5 protein-coding genes are annotated in these 18,143 nt (G+C 68.8%); 1 reads left to right on the top strand and 4 read right to left on the bottom strand.

Annotated features, from left to right (window positions below; genetic code table 11):
* Positions 1-56 precede the first annotated feature (56 nt).
* Positions 57-392, bottom strand: coding sequence for a hypothetical protein (locus ABZ942_RS34290; RefSeq protein WP_357389876.1), 336 nt, complete (start codon positions 390-392; stop codon positions 57-59).
* A 268-nt stretch (positions 393-660) separates the two neighbouring features.
* Between ABZ942_RS34290 and ABZ942_RS34285 the strand changes: the two genes are divergently transcribed.
* Positions 661-996: an RNA polymerase-binding protein RbpA gene (locus ABZ942_RS34285; RefSeq protein WP_040731279.1), complete on the top strand. Its 336-nt coding sequence runs from the start codon at positions 661-663 to the stop codon at positions 994-996.
* Between the two features lie 1,075 nt (positions 997-2,071).
* On the opposite strand, the gene ABZ942_RS34280 is transcribed toward ABZ942_RS34285, so the two are convergent.
* The 3 genes from ABZ942_RS34280 to ABZ942_RS34270 form a co-directional block, all read right to left on the bottom strand.
* Entirely contained in the window at positions 2,072-2,854 is a 783-nt protein-coding gene (locus tag ABZ942_RS34280; RefSeq protein WP_357389874.1) for an ABC transporter permease, read from the bottom strand.
* A 130-nt stretch (positions 2,855-2,984) separates the two neighbouring features.
* The gene (locus ABZ942_RS34275; protein WP_357389451.1) at positions 2,985-3,980 is read right to left on the bottom strand and encodes an ATP-binding cassette domain-containing protein; all 996 of its coding nucleotides are present in this window, start codon (positions 3,978-3,980) and stop codon (positions 2,985-2,987) included.
* 73 nt (positions 3,981-4,053) lie between these two features.
* The gene (locus ABZ942_RS34270; RefSeq protein ID WP_357389449.1) at positions 4,054-17,871 is read right to left on the bottom strand and encodes an amino acid adenylation domain-containing protein; all 13,818 of its coding nucleotides are present in this window, start codon (positions 17,869-17,871) and stop codon (positions 4,054-4,056) included.
* Positions 17,872-18,143: the final 272 nt, after the last annotated feature.

Below are 18,143 nucleotides of genomic sequence, written 5' to 3'. Positions count from 1 at the left end.
GGGTCAGGAGGACGGAACCTACGTCAAGTGCGTTGTCTACCAGTGCTACTCGGTGGTCAGCGTAGGCGTTCCGCGTCTCGGGTCAGTTCGAGCAAGGTTTTGCCCAGCATCGCGAGTTCGTTGGGGGTGGCGCCTTCTTCGATGGCGATGGCGACGTCTTCGGCGGCGCAGCGGGCGGCGAACCAGCGGTCGGCCAGGTCGGCGGCTTCCTGGGCGCTGAGGACGACGGAGTCGTCGGGGATTCCGGTCCCCTTCAGACTGTTGCGGTTCTCGTAGGCGCGTTGGCGACAGGACTGGCGGCAGTACCGGCGGCGACGGCCTGCCTCGGACTCCACGATTTCCCGCCCACACCACAGGCAGGACAGCTGGCGAGAGTGACGACGATCAGAGATGGAACACACCCCCTAGCGGGACAGCGAGCGGCGCGACATGACGCAGAACCTTAATCGCTCGACGGCGCGAACCCGCTCAGCGACCCCCGAGAACCGCCGGACGGCGGGCGTGGCGAGGTGGGCGCGCCGTTGGCACTACAATGGAACGGTTCCGCGGCCCGTCGGGAACTATCGGCGCAGGCCCGTTCGTTGCACATAAGGTCCAGCGAGCACCAAACGCTCGTACGGTCGCAGCAACAAGACTCGAGCACACAGGGAGAGGCACACCATGGCAGATCGCGTACTCCGGGGCAGTCGGCTCGGAGCGGTGAGCTACGAGACCGATCGCGACCACGACCTGGCTCCGCGTCGGATCGCCCGGTACCGCACCGACAACGGTGAAGAATTCGACGTCCCGTTCGCCGACGACGCCGAGATCCCCCCGACGTGGCTTTGCCGCAACGGTCAGGAAGGCATGCTGATCGAGGGCACCACCGTCGAGACCAAGAAGGTCAAGCCGCCGCGCACCCACTGGGACATGCTCCTGGAACGCCGCAGCAAGGAAGAGCTCGAGGAGCTGCTCAAGGAGCGCCTCGACCTCCTCAAGACCCGCCGCCGCGTCTAACGCGCCCGAAAGGCCGCCTACATCCCCCGATGCAGGCGGCCTTTCGCCTGCCTCCGCACCCGCCACCAAAATCCGCACCCACACTCGGGACTTGCACTCGAAATAGGGCCCTAAAGCCAGTGCAGGTCCCGAGTGAGAGTGCGGATTTCCAGCAGCGACCGAGCGGGGCGGTGGAATGCGGACGTTCACTGGGTAGAGGCTGCGTGCTGACAGCCGAAACGGACGGCACAGATCGAAGAAGTCAGCCCGCGCCTGTCCGCCAATCCCACAGAGCGCGTCCATACCTCTCACAGACCTGAGCCCCTGTGGAACGGTATACGCGCCCTGTGGAACCCCCTACGGACCAAAGCCCGACCACCCATCTCTGTCCAAAGCGCTTGGGACGCAACCCCAAGCCAGACAACCACGCTGAAACCGCCCCTGCCCCATGCCCAAAGCGCTTGGAACGCAACCACAAGCCAGACGACCACGCCGGAACCGCCACCCCTGCCCCACATCCAAAGCGCTTGGAACGCAACCACAGCCAGATGACCACCTCGGGAACGCGACATCGCGCGCCTGACCGTTAACTAAAGCCGGGTACGGCAGGCGACGCGCCCAGCACTGCTTCACAGGAAAACGTGGATAGGTCTTCAGCTCACTGAACTGTTCACCTCTGGAGTCCTGAGCAGCACTTGCCCGGATAGGTCCACCTTTTCGGGGGTTCTGGGTGTACTGGTTCGGGTTGGTGTGCTGAGAGATTCTCCGGTGGTGTGCTGTTCCAGGGGTTTTCGACTGGTTCATCGGATGACCGGAGTAGTGCTGGGCGCGCCAGGTGGGGTCCCCGGCCTCAGTTATCGGTCAGGTGCGTGGTGTCGTGTTCCGGAGGTGGTCATCTTGCTGTGGTGCTGTTCTCGAGCACTTTGAAGCAGTGAGTGTGTCGGGTGGGTGTTTTCGGGGCTGCTGGGGCTCCGATGTGCACCCTTTGTTCTGGCCGAGCACCGTTTCTGGAAGCCGCTCACTCGGTGTAGTCGGTGTCCGGGTCACCGAAACGGTGCTCGCCTGACCGGGAGGGGGCAGTCGAGGTGGGGGTGGGCTAGTGGCTGGCTACCTTGCGGTATTGGGCGAGGGCGAGGGGGACGGCTAGGGCGAGGATGGTCAGGGAGCAGGCTATGGCGTATTCGACGCAGTGGTCGGCGGGCCAGCCGGTGGCGTGGGCGAAGGTGGGTGGGGCGTTGTTTTCGAAGAGTTTGCGGCCTGCTCCGGCTACTGCGGTGATGGGGTTCCATTCGGCGATGGTGCGCAGGGGGCCCGGGAGGGTTGAGCCGGGGATGAAGGCCGAGGAGATGAAGGACAGGGGGAACAGCCAGATGAGGCCTGCGCTCTGGGCCACTTCGACGTTCGGTGACATCAGGCCGGTGAGCGCGCCGACCCAGGACATGGCGAAGGCGAAGAGCAGGATCACGCCGAAAGCCAGTGCGGCGTCGGCGATTCCGCCGTTGATCCGCCAGCCGACGACGTAACCGCAGCCGACCATGACCGCGACACTGAGGATATTGACCACCAGGTCGGACAGCGTGCGACCCATCAGCACCGCGAGCCGTGACATCGGCAGCGTGCGCATCCGGTCGATGATCCCCTTCTGCAGGTCGCTGGCCAGGCCGACGGTGGTGAACGCGGCATTGAAAGCGACTGTCTGCGTGAAGATTCCGGCCAGCAGGAATTCACGGTACTGGCTGCCGCCCAGCGATCCGCCGAAGATGTAGGCGAACAGGAACACGAACATCAGCGGCTGAATCGTCGCGGTAACCAATAGGGTCGGCACCCGCAGAATGGTCAGCAGATTGCGGTGCGCGACGATCGCGCTGTCCCGGAAGATCCGCAACCGCGGACCCGAATCGAATTGAACAGCTTGCATTTTCGGGACTTCGACGACAGCAGTCACGACCGCACCTCGCGGCCACTCGGCTCCGTCGCGCCCGCAGGGGCGGCTGTGACGTTACGCGCTCTCACGACAGGATCTCCTCTTGTACGTCATCGGTTTCTGGCTGGCGCTCGGCCGAATCACGGGCCGCAGTGCCGGTGAGCGAAAGGAATACGTCGTCGAGGCTGGGGCGGTGGACCTCGGCGTCCACCACGCACACGCCTGCGTCATCGAGCCGACGCAACGCCTCGACCATGGTGCGTGAGCCGTCGCCGACCACGATCGACACCGCGTCGGTGCCGTCGTCGTGGCTTGGCTCGCCGACGCCGACCTGGGCGAGCACCCGCAGCGCGGGCGTGACGTCCTGGCCGGCGGCGAGGGTGACGGTGAGCCGATCACCGCCGATGGACAACTTCAGCTCGTCCGCGGAGCCACGCGCGATCACCCGGCCCCGGTCGATGACGGTGATCCGGTCCGCGAGCTGGTCGGCTTCTTCCAGATACTGCGTGGTGAGCAAAACGGTGGTGCCGTCGTCGACGAGATCGCCGATGACGCGCCACATGTCGAGCCGCCCGCGCGGATCGAGCCCGGTGGTCGGCTCGTCCAGCACCACCACCGCGGGCCGGGCGACGAGCGCCCCGGCCAGGTCGAGCCGCCGCGCCATGCCACCGGAGTAGGTGCCCGCCCTGCGGTCGGCCGCCTGCTCCAATCCGAACGCGCTCAACAGTTCCGCTGCCCGTGCGGTGGATTGCCGCTGCGACATCCCGTACAGCCGGGCCACCATCCGCAGGTTCTCGTACCCGGACAGGTTCGCGTCGACCGCGGCGTACTGACCGGACAGACCGATCCGCCGCCGCGCCGCACCAGGATTACGCAGCACGTCCACCCCGGCCACCCGAACCGACCCGGCGTCCGGACGCAGCAGCGTGGTGACGATGCGAACCGTCGTCGTCTTGCCCGCCCCGTTCGGCCCGAGCAGACCCATCACCGTGCCGGTCGGGATCTGCAGGTCGATGTTGTCCAGCACCCGGATCTTGCCGTAGCTCTTCACCAGGCCGACGACTTCTACTGCCAAGCTCACTGGTTTACCTCCATGAGCGACTCCCCCGCCTTCGCGATCGGTCTGCCGGTGGACCCCTGCACTTCTCGCCCACTCACCTTTGCTTCTCCTTCTTTCTGATCCCGATGGCAGGCTTGTCGGATCGCGAGCCGTTCTTGGCTCTTTTCGGGTCTCCGTTGACCGAATGCGACCCGTTGGTCGACTGGCGTGCCGGCGTACCGTCCAGCTGCCTGCGCAGTACCGGGCCGATCGCGGCGAGCGATTCGGGTGCGGTCATCGCCGAGTGCCTGCACGGCAGTTCATGATCATGGATGGCGCCGGTGACGAACGGTTGCCACGCGGCCGCGCGGCGTTCCGGATCGGCCCGGTTGATCTCGTCCGCGGCGGCGGTGAAGAACAGCAGGTCGCCGTCGAAGACGCGGGGCCGGAAACTGTGCGCGAGCAGGGTGCCGTTGGTGTAGCCGGCGTAGAGCCGTTCGAGGTGCTCGACGGTGAGCGCCGCGAACGGCCCCGGCCGCGCGCGCAGCAGCTCTGCCGCGTCGCGCAGGTTCATTGCCGGGTCGATCGGGGTGTCGAGCTGGTCGCTGCCGAATTCCTCGATGATCTCGGCCACGCTCGGGATCGCGTGCTCGAGCCAGGCATCGGAGAGCCGGTAGCTGTCCATCATCGACAGCAGCGCGACCTCGTCGCCCGCCTCCTGCAGCCGCACCGCCACCTCGTGCGCGATCAGCCCGCCGAGCGACCAGCCGAGCAGGTGGTAGGGCCCGGTCGGCTGGATCGACTTGATATGCGCCACATACTGTCCGGCGGCTTCGGCGATCGAGGCGAAGCCGTCCTCGCCCGCGACGTGCGGTGCCTGCAGCCCGTACACCGGACGGTCCGGTGCGAGATGCGCGAGCAGGCCCGAGTAGCACCAGGCCAGCCCGATCGCGGGATGGATGCAGAACAGTGGCGCCCCGGTGCCGTTCGGGCGGATCGGCAGCACCGGCCCCAACGCCGCCGCGATGCCCGCGCCCGAGCCGTCGAGGCGGGCGGCGATGGCCGCCGGGGTCGCCTCGCCGAACATCAACTGCACCGGCAGGTCGAGACCGTTGGCCCGTACCTGCGCAACAACTTTCGTGGCCAGCAGCGAGTTGCCGCCGAGTTCGAAGAACCCGTCGTCGGCGCCCACCGATTCCATGCCGAGCACCGTGGCGAAGGCCGCGCACAGTGCTACCTCGGTCGGGGTGGTCGGCGCACGATAGCCCTCGGCGGACGCGAACACCGGTTCCGGCAGCGCTTTTCGATCAAGCTTGCCGACCGGGCTGAGCGGCACCCGGTCGAGCATCATGATCGATTGCGGCACCATGTAATTCGGCACCAGCCCGGCCACGTGGTCGGTGAGCTCGGCCGCGGACACTCCGTTGCGCGCCTTCACATAAGACACCAGCGCCGTGGTTCCCGCCGGCGTGCGATGCCCGATGGTGGTGGCGAATTCCACCGCGCTGTGCCGCGCCAGCGCCGCGTCGATCTCGCCGAGTTCGATACGGAAGCCACGGATCTTGACCTGATGATCGGTGCGCCCGACGTACTCGATCTCACGACCCGCGCCCGTGCTGCGACCCGCCGACAGCGAACCCGGCCCGGACCACCAGCGCACCAGGTCGCCGGTCCGATACATCCGCTCCCCCGGCTTGCCGTACGGGTTCGCGACGAATCGCTGCGCCGTGAGGCCCGGCCGATTGAGGTAACCGCGAGCCAACGCGGCACCGGACAGATGCAATTCGCCGGTGACACCGACCGGTGCCGGGTGCAGGCGCAGGTCCAGGATGGTCGCGCTGACGCCGCGGATCGGCCCGCCGATGGTGATCGGACCGCCCGGTGTCAGCGGCTGGCCGATCACCGTGACGATGGTTGTCTCGGTGGGCCCGTACACGTTGTACAGGTTGCGGTTCGGCGCCCATCGGGTGACCAGATCCGGCGGCAGCGCCTCGCCGCCGACCAGCACGTGCTGCAGTTCGGTGACACCGGTCGGGTCGACGGTGCCGAGCGCCGAGGTGGTGATGAACGCGTGCGTGATCGCCTCGTCGATGAACACCCGCGCGAGGTCTTCGCCACCGACCACACCGGGCGGCGTGATCACCAGGGTGGCCGCGCCGCCGAGCGCCAGCAGCAGGTCCAGCATTGCCGCGTCGAAGCTCGGTGTCGCGAAATGCAGGACGCGGCAACCGGGTCGGACGTCGAACCGCTGCGCGGTCTCGGCCGCGAAGTTGGACAGACCGCCGTGCGTGACCACCACGCCCTTCGGTGTCCCGGTCGAACCGGACGTGTAGATCACATATGCCGGGTTGTCCATCCGCAGCGGAGCGGTGCGCTCCGCGGCGGTGATCGGCGCGTCCGACGAGTCGAGCACGAGCCCGCGGAAGTGCGCGTCGTCCAGCACGATCCACTCCGCGCCGTCGGGCAGTTCGGCGCGATAGTCGCCGAGCGTGATGCCCAGAGCCGCACCGGAATCCGAGAGCATGTGTTCGATCCGGTGGGCCGGATACAGCGGGTCGACGGGCACGAACGCGGCACCGGCCTTGGCCACCGCGAGCACCGTCGCCACCGATTCGACCGATCGCGGAATACCAAGCGCCACCAGCGTTTCCGGACCGACGCCCTGCCGGATCAGCACCCGCGCCAACCGGTTCGTCCACCGGTCGAGCGCGTCGTAGCTGACCTGAGTCTCCTCGGTGCGCAACGCGATCGCCTTGCGGTCGACGTTCGCCGCCGCCGCGAACACCTCCGGGAAGGTGACCGGCCGGTCCGCCTCCGCACCGCGCACCGGGGCGAGCCCGGACCATTCGGCGGGATCGAGCAGCTCCAGATCACCCACGGCCGTAGTGGGATTGGCTGCGATGGCGGCGAGCAGCCGGACCAGTCGCTTGCCCAGCCGCAGCGCGGTCTGCTCGTCGAACAGATCGCTCGCGTAGTTCACCGACAGCGTGATGCCCGCCGGATCCCGTTCCGGTGTCTGCGATTCGGTCAGCGTGAACTGCAGATCGAATTTGGCGATGCCGGTGTCGATATCGGCCGCCTCGATCCGCAGCTCGGGCAGGTCGAGGCCGCGCACCGGCTGGTTCTGCACCGAGAGCATCACCTGGAACATCGGATGATGGGCTTGTGAGCGGGCCGGATTCAGCACCTCGACGAGCCGCTCGAACGGCACGTCGGCGTGCGCGAACGCGTCGAGATCGGTGTCGCGGACCGTATGCAGCAGGTCGGTGAACCTGGCATCCGGATCGATCCGAGTACGCAGCACCAGGGTGTTGACGAACATGCCGATCAACCGGTCCAGCGCGGGGTGGCCGCGTCCGGCGATGGGCGTGCCGACGGTGATGTCGTCGGTCGCGCTCATCCGGTGCAGCAGTACCGCGAGCGCGGCGTGCAGCACCATGAACATGCTGACGTTGTTGCTGGTCGCGATCGTGCGCAGTTCCCGGTGGGTGCACGCGTCGACCGTGCATTCGACCAGCCCGCCCCGGTAGGACGGTACCGGCGGCCGCCGCCGGTCCGCGGGCACGGTGAGCAGCTCGGGGCTGCCGTCGAGGGTGCGCCGCCAGTAGGCGAGCTGACGGCTCAGCACCGAGTCGGCGTCGTTCTCGGCGCCGAGCGTCTCCTGTTGCCACAGTGTGTAATCCGCGTACTGCACGCTGAGATCGGTCCACTGCGGTGTCTGTCCCGCGCAGGCCGCCCGGTAGGCGGTGGCCACGTCGAGCGCCATCGGCTCGAGCGACCAGCCGTCCATGGCGATGTGGTGCACCACCAGAACGAGGACGTGTTCGTCGGACACCTCGGCCGGATTCTGCACGCCGGTGTCGCCGTCGGGCGACACCGAGATCAGCGCGGCCCGGATCGGCACCATGCCCGCGAGGTCGAATCCCGGCGCGGCGAAGCGCCGTACGGCGTCGTCGACCTCGTCGGGGGTGACCGTCGCGACGAACAGTGTGAGCGCGGCGGCGGCCAGATCCAAGACCTGCTGGGCCGGTTCACCATTGGTCTCGGGGAACACGGTCCGCAGCGTCTCGTGCCTGGCCTGCACCGCGTGCAGCGCCATCACCAGCGCGTCGACGTCGAGCTTGCCGTTCATCCGCAGCACGACCGGCACGTTGTAGGCGCCTGCGGTCTGGTCGGCCGATTCGCCGGATCCGTTGAACCGGTTGAGGAACCACAGCCGACGCTGCGCCGCCGACAGCGGAATCCGCTCCGGCCGGTGCCGCCGCGCCAACGGCGGACGCGCGTCCGAGCCCGCGGGCCCCGAGTCGAGCAGCGCGGCAAGCGCGGCCACCCGCGGCGCGGCGAACACGGTGCGCACTTCCAGGCGGATGTTCGTCGCCGCCGCGAGCCGGGCGACGAGTTGCGTTGCCAGCAGCGAGTTTCCGCCGATATCGAAGAAACTGTCGTCGGCCCGCACCTCGTCGACGCCGACCAGGTCCGCCATCACCCTGGCGACCAGCAGCTCCGACTCGGTCTCCGGCGCCCGCGCCGCGGCGTCGGCGATGAGCTGTGGTTCGGGCAGCGCGGCGGTATCCAACTTGCCCACCGGTGTCAGCGGAATGTGTTCCAGCACAGTGATACTCGTCGGCACCATGTGCGTCGGCAACTGCGCGCCCAGATGGGCGCGCACCGCCTCCACATCCACACCTGCGTGCTCGTCGGCGGCCTGCACAAACGACACGATCCGATCCGCGCCGGCGATCTGGCGAACCTCGGTGTGCGCGAACCGCACTCCGGGATGTTCGCCGAGCGCGGCGGTGATCTCGCCGAGCTCGATGCGGAAGCCACGCACCTTCACCTGATGGTCGCTGCGGCCGAGGTAGCACAGCTCGCCCGCGCCGTTCCAGCGCACCACGTCACCGGTGCGGTAGAGCCGCGCACCGGCGGGCCCGTACGGATCGGCCACGAAACGCAGTGCGGTGAGCCCGAATCGGTCGAAGTAGCCGCGCGCCACGCCGTATCCGCCGAGGTACAGATCGCCGGGCACGCCGACCGGCACCGGACGCAGCCGTTCGTCCAGCACCAGCGCCCGCGCGCCGCGAACCAGCGTGCCGATGGTGACGGGCCGGTCGGCGGTCAGCGTCGCGATGGTCGCGACGACGGTCGTCTCGGTCGGCCCGTACCCGTTGAACATGGCCCGGCCCGGCGCCCAGCGGGCCACCAGATCCGGTCCACAGGCTTCGCCGCCGACCATCAGCGCCCGCAGGTGCGGCAGCGGCCAGCGCTGGTGATCGATGGTGGACAGCGCGGCCGGGGTCAGGAAGGTGTGGGTGATCCGCTCTCGCTCCAGCAGCGCCGCCAGCTCGTCGCCGCCGTAGACCTCCGGCGGGCAGATCACCATGGCCGCGCCGGAACCCACCGCGAGCAGCAGGTCCAGCATCGCCGCGTCGAAGCTCGGCGAGGAGAAGTGCAGTGTGCGCGATTCGCGGTCGACTCGCATGCGGTCGCGCAGCTCGTCGGCGAAGTTGGACAGTCCGGCGTGGGTGACCGCGACGCCCTTGGGTTTTCCGGTGGAGCCGGAGGTGTAGATCAGGTACGCGAGGTCGGACGCCTCGATGGTGCACAGCCGGTCGAGGTCGTCGACCAGTGCGTCGTCGTAGGTGTCGAGTTCGGTGCCGAAGTCGGGATCGTCCAGCAGCAACCATTCGGTCGCCGGGCCGTCGACCGCGTGCAGCCGGTCGGCGTGTGCGGCGACGGTGACGCCGACCCAGCAGCCCGCGTCGGTGAGCATGTGCTGGATCCGATCGGCCGGGTAGTTCGGGTCGACCGGCACGAACGCGGCGCCGGACTTGACGACGGCGAGCTGGGTGACGATGGATTCGACCGATCGGGTGAGCCCGAGCGCGACCCGGTCCCCGATCCCGATGTCCCGCGCGAGCAGGGCCCGCGCCAAGCGGTTCGAGCGGCGATCCACCTCGGCGTAGGTCAGCGTGGTGCTGCCCGACTGCAGGGCGGTGCGCTGCGGATGCATGTGCGCGGTCGCGGTGAAGTACGCGGACAACGTGCACTGCGGCATCGTCGCCCCGCCGGTCGCCGGCGCGAACAGGCGTCGCTCGCGTTCGGTGCGAGCGTCGATGTCGCGCACCAGGACTCGCGGATCAGCGGTGACCGCCGCGAGCACCCGCAGGAACCGGTCGGCCAATGTGTGGATCGTCGACTCGTCGAAAAGCTCAGCGGCGTAGACGAATTCGAAAGCCTGACCGGGCTCGCCCGGACCGGCGTCGCAGCCGATGTGGGCGACCCGCAGTTCCAGGTCGAACTTGGCCAGCGCGATGTCGAGTTCCTCGGCACGCAACGCCAGACCCGGCAACTCCAGCATCGGGACCGGCCCGTCCTGCACGCTCAGCGCCACCTGGAACAGCGGATGGCGACCGGAACTCCTTGCGTCGCCGCCCAATTCCTCCACGATGCGCTCGAACGGTATGTCGGCGTGCGCCATCGCGGCCAGTTCGGTGTCCCGATCGGCGCGCAGCAGCCCCGCGAAGGTGCGGTCGGGATCGACATCGGAACGCAGCACCAGCGTGTTGACGAACATGCCGACCAGCTCGTCGAGCTTGGTGTCGGTGCGACCCGCGACCGGGGTGCCGATGACGATGTCGCGACCGCCGGTCACCGAGCGCAGCAGCACCGCCAGCGCCGAGCGCAGCACCATGAACATGCTGACGCCCTGTTCCTTGCCGAGGTCGGCGAGGGCATGCTGCACCGGCTCGGGCACCGTGAATTTCACCGTGCCCGCCCGCAGCGTCGGTTCCGCGGGCCGCGGCCGGTCGTAGGGCAGCGGGAGTTCGCCGGGCAACTCGGCCAGCGCGGTCCGCCAGTACGCCAGCTGGTTGCCCGCGAGGCTGTCCTTGTCGTTCTCGTCGCCGAGGCAGGCGCGCTGCCACAGCCCGAAGTCCGCGTACTGCACCGGAAGTGGCGCCCACGCGGGCGCGGCGCCCTCGTGCCTCGCCACATACGCGGCGGCCAGGTCCCTGGTCAGCGGGCCGAGCGACCAGCCGTCGGCGGCGATGTGGTGCACCACGATGCCGAGCAGGTAGCGCTCGGCGCTGGTGCGCAGCAACGTCGTTCGCAGCGGGGTGTCGCGCACCAGATCGAAGCCGGTGTGCGCGAGGGTGCGCAAGGCCGCCGCCGCGCCCGTGTCGTCGGTGTCGATCGGATCGATCGTCGGCAGCGCGCGGGCGGTCGGCAGCACGGACTGCTGTGCCCCGGCGTTGTCCTCCGGGAAAACCGTCCGCAACACCTCGTGCCGCTCGACGACGTCGGTGAGTGCCGCGCGCAGGGCCGCCACATCCAGATCACCGGCGATTCGGATAACGAAAGCGATGTTATATGCGCTCGATTCGGGAGAATATCGGTTGAGGAACCACAGTCGCTGCTGCGGCAGCGACAATGGAATGCGTCCCGGACGCGTGGTCTGCACAGCCAGCGCCAACCGCTGCGTCCGGGGCGCTTCCGTCAGCCGCTCGGCGACACCCGCCACGGTGGGCGCCTCGAAGATCACCCGCACCGGCAGGTCGACCCCGAACTCCGCGTGCAGTGCCGCGGCGAGCCTGGTGGCCAGCAGCGAGTTACCGCCGACATCGAAGAAACTGTCCTCCGCCCCGGTGACGGGGCGGGCGAGGATGTCGCCGAACACACCGGCGACCCGCAATTCCAGCTCGGTGCTCGGCGCGCGTGACGAACCGATGGCGGCGAAAACGGGTTCCGGGAACGCCTTTCGATCCAGCTTGCCCGCCGGGGTGACCGGCAGCTCGTCCAGCACGATGACCGACGCGGGCACCATGTATCCGGGCAGCCGCTGCCGCGCGGTCTCGACGATCGCCGCGGCCTCCACCGGCCCGTCCGCCGTGACGTACGACGCGAGCCGCGGCTGCCCCTGCTCGTCGGTGTGCACGACGGTGAGCGCGAAACTCACCCCGGGGTAGCTGCGCAGCACGTGGTCGACCTCGCGCAACTCGATCCGGAAGCCGCGGATCTTGATCTGATCGTCGGCCCGGCCGAGGAAGCGCAGCTGCCCTGCATCCACCCACCCCGCCGACTCCGCCGGCTGCCGCCCCCCAGTCGATTCGACGACCACCAGATCGCCGGTCCGGTACATGCGCTCACCGCGCCTGCCGTGCGGATTGGCCGGAAACCGTTGCGCGGTAAGGCCGAACCGGCCGTGATAGCCGCGCGCCAGCCCGGGTCCGGACAGGTACAGCTCACCGGGAGTCCCCGGCGGCACCGGGTGCAGCCGTCCGTCCAGCACGAACAACCGCATGCCACGGATCGGCCTGCCCAGCGGCACCGGGCGACCCGGCACCATCGGCCCCGTCGCGGTGGCCGCGACGGTCGCCTCGGACGGCCCGTACATGTTGTGCATGCGGTGCTCGACCGACCAGGTTTCGACGAGCTCCTCCGAGCACGCCTCACCGCCGACGATGACCGCCTCGAGCTCGTCGAGCCCCTCGGGCGGCACGGTCGCCAGCGCGGCGGGCGTGACGAAGGCATGGGTGACCCGTTCGTCGCGCAGGAACCGGGCGAGTTCGGTGCCGCCGTACAGACCCGCGGGCGCGACGACGATGGTGGCGCCCGCCGCGAATCCGAGCAGCAGCTCGAGCACCGACGCGTCGAAGCTCGGCGACGAGAAGTGCAGTGTCCGTGCCGAATCCGAGACGCCGAACAGGTGCATCTGCTCGTGCGCGAGGGACGCGAGCCCGGCGTGGGTGACGACCACGGCCTTCGGCGTGCCGGTCGAGCCGGAGGTGTAGATGAGGTATGCCGGATGCACCGTGCACAGCGGCAGGTGCCGGTCCACATCGGTGATGGGACCCGTCGAGTAGTTCACGGATTCGGCGGCCAGCTCGTCGGACCCGAGCACCAGCCAGTCGACGTAGGTCTTGCGATGCTTGCCGCGGGGCGCGGGCCATTCCGGCATGGCCGCAAGGCATTCCGCGTCGGTCAGGCCGAGCAGCGCGCCGGAGTCGCCGATCATGTGCGTGATCCGCTCGCCCGGGTAGCCGGGATCGATCGGCACGTAGGCGGCACCGGTTTTCGCGACGGCCCACACGGCGGTGATGGCGTCCAGTCCGCGCGGCAGCGCGATCGCGACGACCACCTCGGGGCCCGCGCCGTGCTCGATCAGCGCGCGGGCCAGCTTGTTCGAGGTCTCGTCGAGCTCGCGGTAGGTGGTGTCGATGCCGAGGTAGCGCACCGCCACCGCGTCGGGCAGCCGCTCGGCGGTGTCGGTGAGCAGCCGGGCCAAGGTGTTGAACGGCTCTGCGGGCGAGCCCGCGATCGGCACCAGGTTGGCGAGTTCGCGGCGGTCCAGGATGGTCAGGTCACCGATCGGCATGCTCGGCGCGGCGACCACCGCGTTGAGCACGGCGACGAACCGGCGGGCGAACGACTCGACCGTCGAGGCGTCGAAAATGTCGGTGGCGTAGCCGAATTCGGCGGTCAGCGGTCCGTCGGAGATGTCGTCGTGCACCACCAGCTGCAGATCGAACTTGGCGATATCGGAGACGATCGGCAGCACCTCGGCCCGCACGCCGGACAGTTCGACGCGCAGATCGGGCGCGCGGTCGTAGGACAGCATCACCTGGAACAGCGGGTGCCTGGCGGCGGAGCGTTCCGGATTGACCACCTCGACCAGCCGCTCGAACGGCACGTCGGCGTTGGCGAAGGCGTTGAGGTCGGTCTCGCGCACCACGTCGAGCATCCGGTCGAAGCCGGCGGCGTGGTCGACCTCGGTGCGCAGCACCAGCGTGTTGACGAACATGCCGACCAGCTCGTCCAGCGCCGGATCGGAGCGGCCCGCGATCGGCGTGCCGATGGCGATGTCGGTGCTCGCGCACAGCCGTGACAGCAGGGTGGCCAGCGCGGCGTGCAGCACCATGAACATGCTCACGCCCCGGGTGGCCGCCAGTTCGCCTGCGGCACGACGGATTTCGGGGGCGATGGTGAATTCGACCCGGCTGCCGGTGGTGGACCGGCGCAGCGGGCGCGGGCGGTCGAGCGGCAGGTCGAGCTGGTCGGGCAGCCCGGCCAGCGCCGAACGCCAGTGTGTCAGTTGGCCACTGAGCGCGCTGGCCGGATCGGATTCGTTACCGAGCAGTTCGCGCTGCCACAGCGCGAAATCGGCGTACTGCACGGGCAGCGGTGTCCACTGCGGCGCGGCACCGTCGGCTCGTGCCGAGACCGCGGTCATCAGATCCCTGGCCAGCGGCGCGATCGACCAGCCGTCACCGCAGATGTGGTGCAGGACAAGGAGGAACACCCAGCTGTCGGGTCCGGTGGTGTAGAGCGCGACCCGGATCGGGGCCTGGATGCGCAGATCGAAGCCGTATCCGGCGAATTCGGTGGCCAGCGCCGCGACGTCGGCGCCGGTGGCGTCGATCGGGTCGAGGGTGAGCGGGATCTCGGCGGCCGGGTGGATCAGCTGGCACGGCCCGTCGGCCGACTCCGGGAACGTGGTGCGCAGGCTCTCGTGCCGTTCGATCACGTCGACCAGTCCGGCGCGCAGGGCCTCGACGTCGAGCGCGCCTTCGATCCGAACGGCAAGCGGCATGTTGTAGGCCGCGGCGTGTTCGGCGAACCGGTTGAGGATCCACAGCCGCTGCTGGGCCAGCGACAGCGGAATCCGCTCCGGCCGTTCACCCGCAACGAGTTTCGGCGAGGCGACGTCGGTGGTGTGCGTGGCGAAGCACTGGGTGAGTGCGGCGATGGTGGCCGCCTCGAACAGGTCGCGGATGGTCAGACCGGTGCCGAGGGCGGCGTTGATCCTGGCCACGGCGCGGGCGGCGATCAGCGAGTTGCCGCCGAGGTCGAAGAAGCTGTCCTCGACGCCGATGTCGTCGGTGCCGAGCACCTCGGCGAAGATGCCCGCGAGCACGCGCTCCACCTCGGTGCGCGGCTCGGCGGTCGATCTGTTGGCCGAGCGGGCACCCACCGCGGGCGCGGGCAGCGCCTTGCGGTCGATCTTGCCGTTGGCGCTGAGTGGCAGCTCGTCGAGCTCCATCAGCGCGGACGGCACCATGTACGCGGGCAGGGTGCGCCGCAGTGCGGTCAGCAGTGCGGCCGTGTCGATCCGGGACGCCGGATGCGGCGGGCCTGCGCTGGGCACGGCGGGCCGATATTCCGCAGCGTCGAGGGCGGCGACAACGTAGGCAACCAGCTCGTCACCATTACGGCCGGTGTGCGCCACGCACACCGCTCGCGCCACCCGGTCGTCGGACAGCAAGGCCGCCTCGATCTCGCCGAGTTCGATGCGCAGGCCGCGGATCTTGACCTGGAAGTCGCTGCGGCCCATGTATTCCAGGACGCCGGGGCGGCCGGTCGAGAGCTGCCAGCGCGCCAGGTCACCGGTGCGGTACATCCGGACGCCGGGGCTGAATGGATTGGCCACGAAGCGATCCGCGGTGAGCCGGGGCTGACCGAGGTAACCGCGGGCCAGCTGCACACCGGCCAGATACAGCTCACCCACCACACCGGGCGGCACCGGTCGCAGGCGCGAATCCAGCACGTAGGTCTGGGTATTCCAGACCGGCGAGCCGATCGGCACGCTCGACGGATCGGCCGGGCACGGCCAGTAGGTGACGTCGACCGCGGCCTCGGTCGGGCCGTACAGGTTGTGCAACGCCGGGTGATGCAATGCGGCGTGGAAGTCACGGACCGTCGCGGCGGGCAGCGCCTCCCCGCTGCAGAACACCTGACGCAGCGCCGTGCAGCCGCGCACGTCGGTGTCGGTGACGAAGACCGACAGCATGGACGGCACGAAATGCGCTGTGGTGATTTTCTTTTCGGTGATCAGCCGGGCCAGGTAGCCGGGATCGCGGTGGCCGTCGTGCTCGGCGACGACGAGTCGCGCGCCGATCTGCAAGGGCCAGAAGAACTCCCACACCGACACATCGAAGGTGGCCGGTGTCTTCTGCAGGACGGCGTCGGTCTGGTCGAGCGGATACTCGTGCTGCATCCAGCGCAGCCGGTTGACGATCGCGGCGTGCGTGACGCCGACGCCCTTCGGCTTTCCGGTCGAGCCGGAGGTGAAGATGACGTAGGCGAGGTGGCCGGGGCGCAGCGCGGCCGTGCGGTCGGCGTCGGTGATCGGGGTGCCGGCGAAGCCGGCCAGGTCGACGATGTCGAGGTCGAGCCGGTCCACGGGCAGGGTGAGCTCGTCGCGCTCGGCCGTCAGCACGCAGACCGGTGCCGCCTGAGCCACGATCTGTTCGATGCGCTCGGCCGGATGCTCGGGATCCAACGGCAGATAGGCCGCGCCCGTCTTGACGATCGCGTACATGCCGACGACGAGTTCGAGGCTGCGGCGCAGGCACAGCGCGACGACCCGCTCGGGACCCGCGCCGTGCGCGATGAGCAGCCGGGCGAGACGGTTCGCACGATCGTCGAGTTCGGCGTAGGTCATTGCCTCCTCGCCGAATTCGAGCGCAACGGTCTTGGGGCAGCTCGCGACGCGCTCGGCGAACAGGCTCGCGAGGGTGCCGGTGTGCGGCGGGGTCTCGGTGGCGTTCCAGTCGTGCAGGACTCGGTCGCGTTCGGTCGCCGTGATCGCGGTGAGCGACTCGGCGAGGGTGTCCGGTGCGGCGGTGAGGAAGCGGGTGAGGAAGTCGAGGTAGCGGTCGTGGTGGGTGCTCACCTCGGTCTCGCTGTAGAGCCGGGGGTTGGCCTCGAAGTCGACGTGGATGCGATTGCCGACGCCGTTGTACAGGTTGACCGACAGGTCCTCGACGGGGCCGGTGGCCAGCACGTTGAGCGAGCCGACCAGGGTGCCGAACTTCAACTCGTTGTGGAACAGCATGATGTTGACCATCGGGCCGAAGAAGCCGCGTGCGTCCCGGGAGTAGCCGCAGTCGCGGCGGATGTCGTCGTGCCGGTAGCGCTGATGGCGCAGCGCGCCGGTGATCTGCAGCTCGGTGGCCTTCACCACCTCGGCGACGGTGGTGGCGGCGGTGAACCGCAGCCGGATCGGCACCACGTTGGACACCACGCCGGCCGAGCGGCGCAGCGAGACCGTGGTGCGCGCGGACACCGGCAGGCTCAGCACCACATCCGAATTGCCGGTCACCGACCGCACATACGCGCCGAGCGCCGCGACGAACAGCGCGGAGTTGGCGGTGCCGAAGGCGGTGACCGCCGCGTCCATCGCGGACTGGGCGCGGTCGTCGAGCACCGCGGTGGCGGTGCGCCGGCCCACGTCGTGGCTGGCCGCGGTGACGGTGGCGCCGCTCAGGCTCATCGGCTCGCCCGCACCGGCCAGCTGCTCGAGCCAGTAGTCGCGGTCCGCGCGGAACCGGCTGGTGTCGCGGTAGCGCACCTCGTCGGCGTAGATCTCGGCCAACGGGGTCGCTCTGGACACCACCGGCTCGGTCTGGTTGTCCAGCGCGGTGTAGATCTCCGCGGTGCGGGTGAGCGCGTTCATCGCGCCGTAGCCGTCGATCACGATGTGGTGCGCGCGGGCGTACCAGATGTAGTCCGAATCACCGGTCCGCAGTACGACATTCGTGCTGAGCGGATCGCGTTCGAGATCGATCGGCGAGCTGGCGTGCTCGTTCATCCAGCGCATCGCCGCCGCGTGCGGGTCGGGCTCGGCGCGCAGATCGACCCGCGCCCAACCCGGCCGGCGCGTGGAATCGACCACCTGATGCGGGATTCCGTCGATTTCCCGCAGCCGCACCTGACCGACCTGGGTTTCGGCGCCGAAGCGCTCGATCGCGTAGAGCAGCCGACCGACGTCCAGGTCGCCCTGAATCTCCACATACTGGGCGATCGTCAATGGCACGTCCGGACGAATCCGTTGCGCGTACCAGAGAGCCGTTTGGGCCGGCGACAAGACGAATGGTTGTGCCGAGGATTCGCCCGATGAACATTGGTCGACGCTGTCCGTGGCCAATGAACTCATCAATCACTCCGTTCTGCCGCTGTTTGACGCAACTCTCTGAGCTACGCCCCACAGCAGGCACGCAAGGCCGACCGTGGAACGTGATCCACGCCCTATGATTCGGAGCGTCTGATCGGCCGGATTGCCAACGTGGCGGATTTGTTTCACATCGCACGCTAGCCACGACAGCCCTCGTTGGATAGCAAACTTTTGGCTAACTACCCAAACCGCCCAGATGGCTCAGCGGAAGTGCCAGGACATTTATGCGCTGACAAGCACTTACGGCCGCCCAA

Source organism: Nocardia sp. NPDC046473 (assembly GCF_040645995.1).
Taxonomy (GTDB): Bacteria; Actinomycetota; Actinomycetes; order Mycobacteriales; family Mycobacteriaceae; genus Nocardia.
This window is presented reverse-complemented; position numbering and strand designations above follow the sequence as displayed.

Bases quoted from the DNA above. Each gene is read 5' to 3' on its own strand.
- ABZ942_RS34285 (WP_040731279.1), top strand. From the start codon at position 661: ATGGCAGATCGCGTACTCCGGGGCAGTCGGCTCGGAGCGGTGAGCTAC.
- ABZ942_RS34270 (WP_357389449.1), bottom strand. From the start codon at position 17,871: ATGAGTTCATTGGCCACGGACAGCGTCGACCAATGTTCATCGGGCGAA.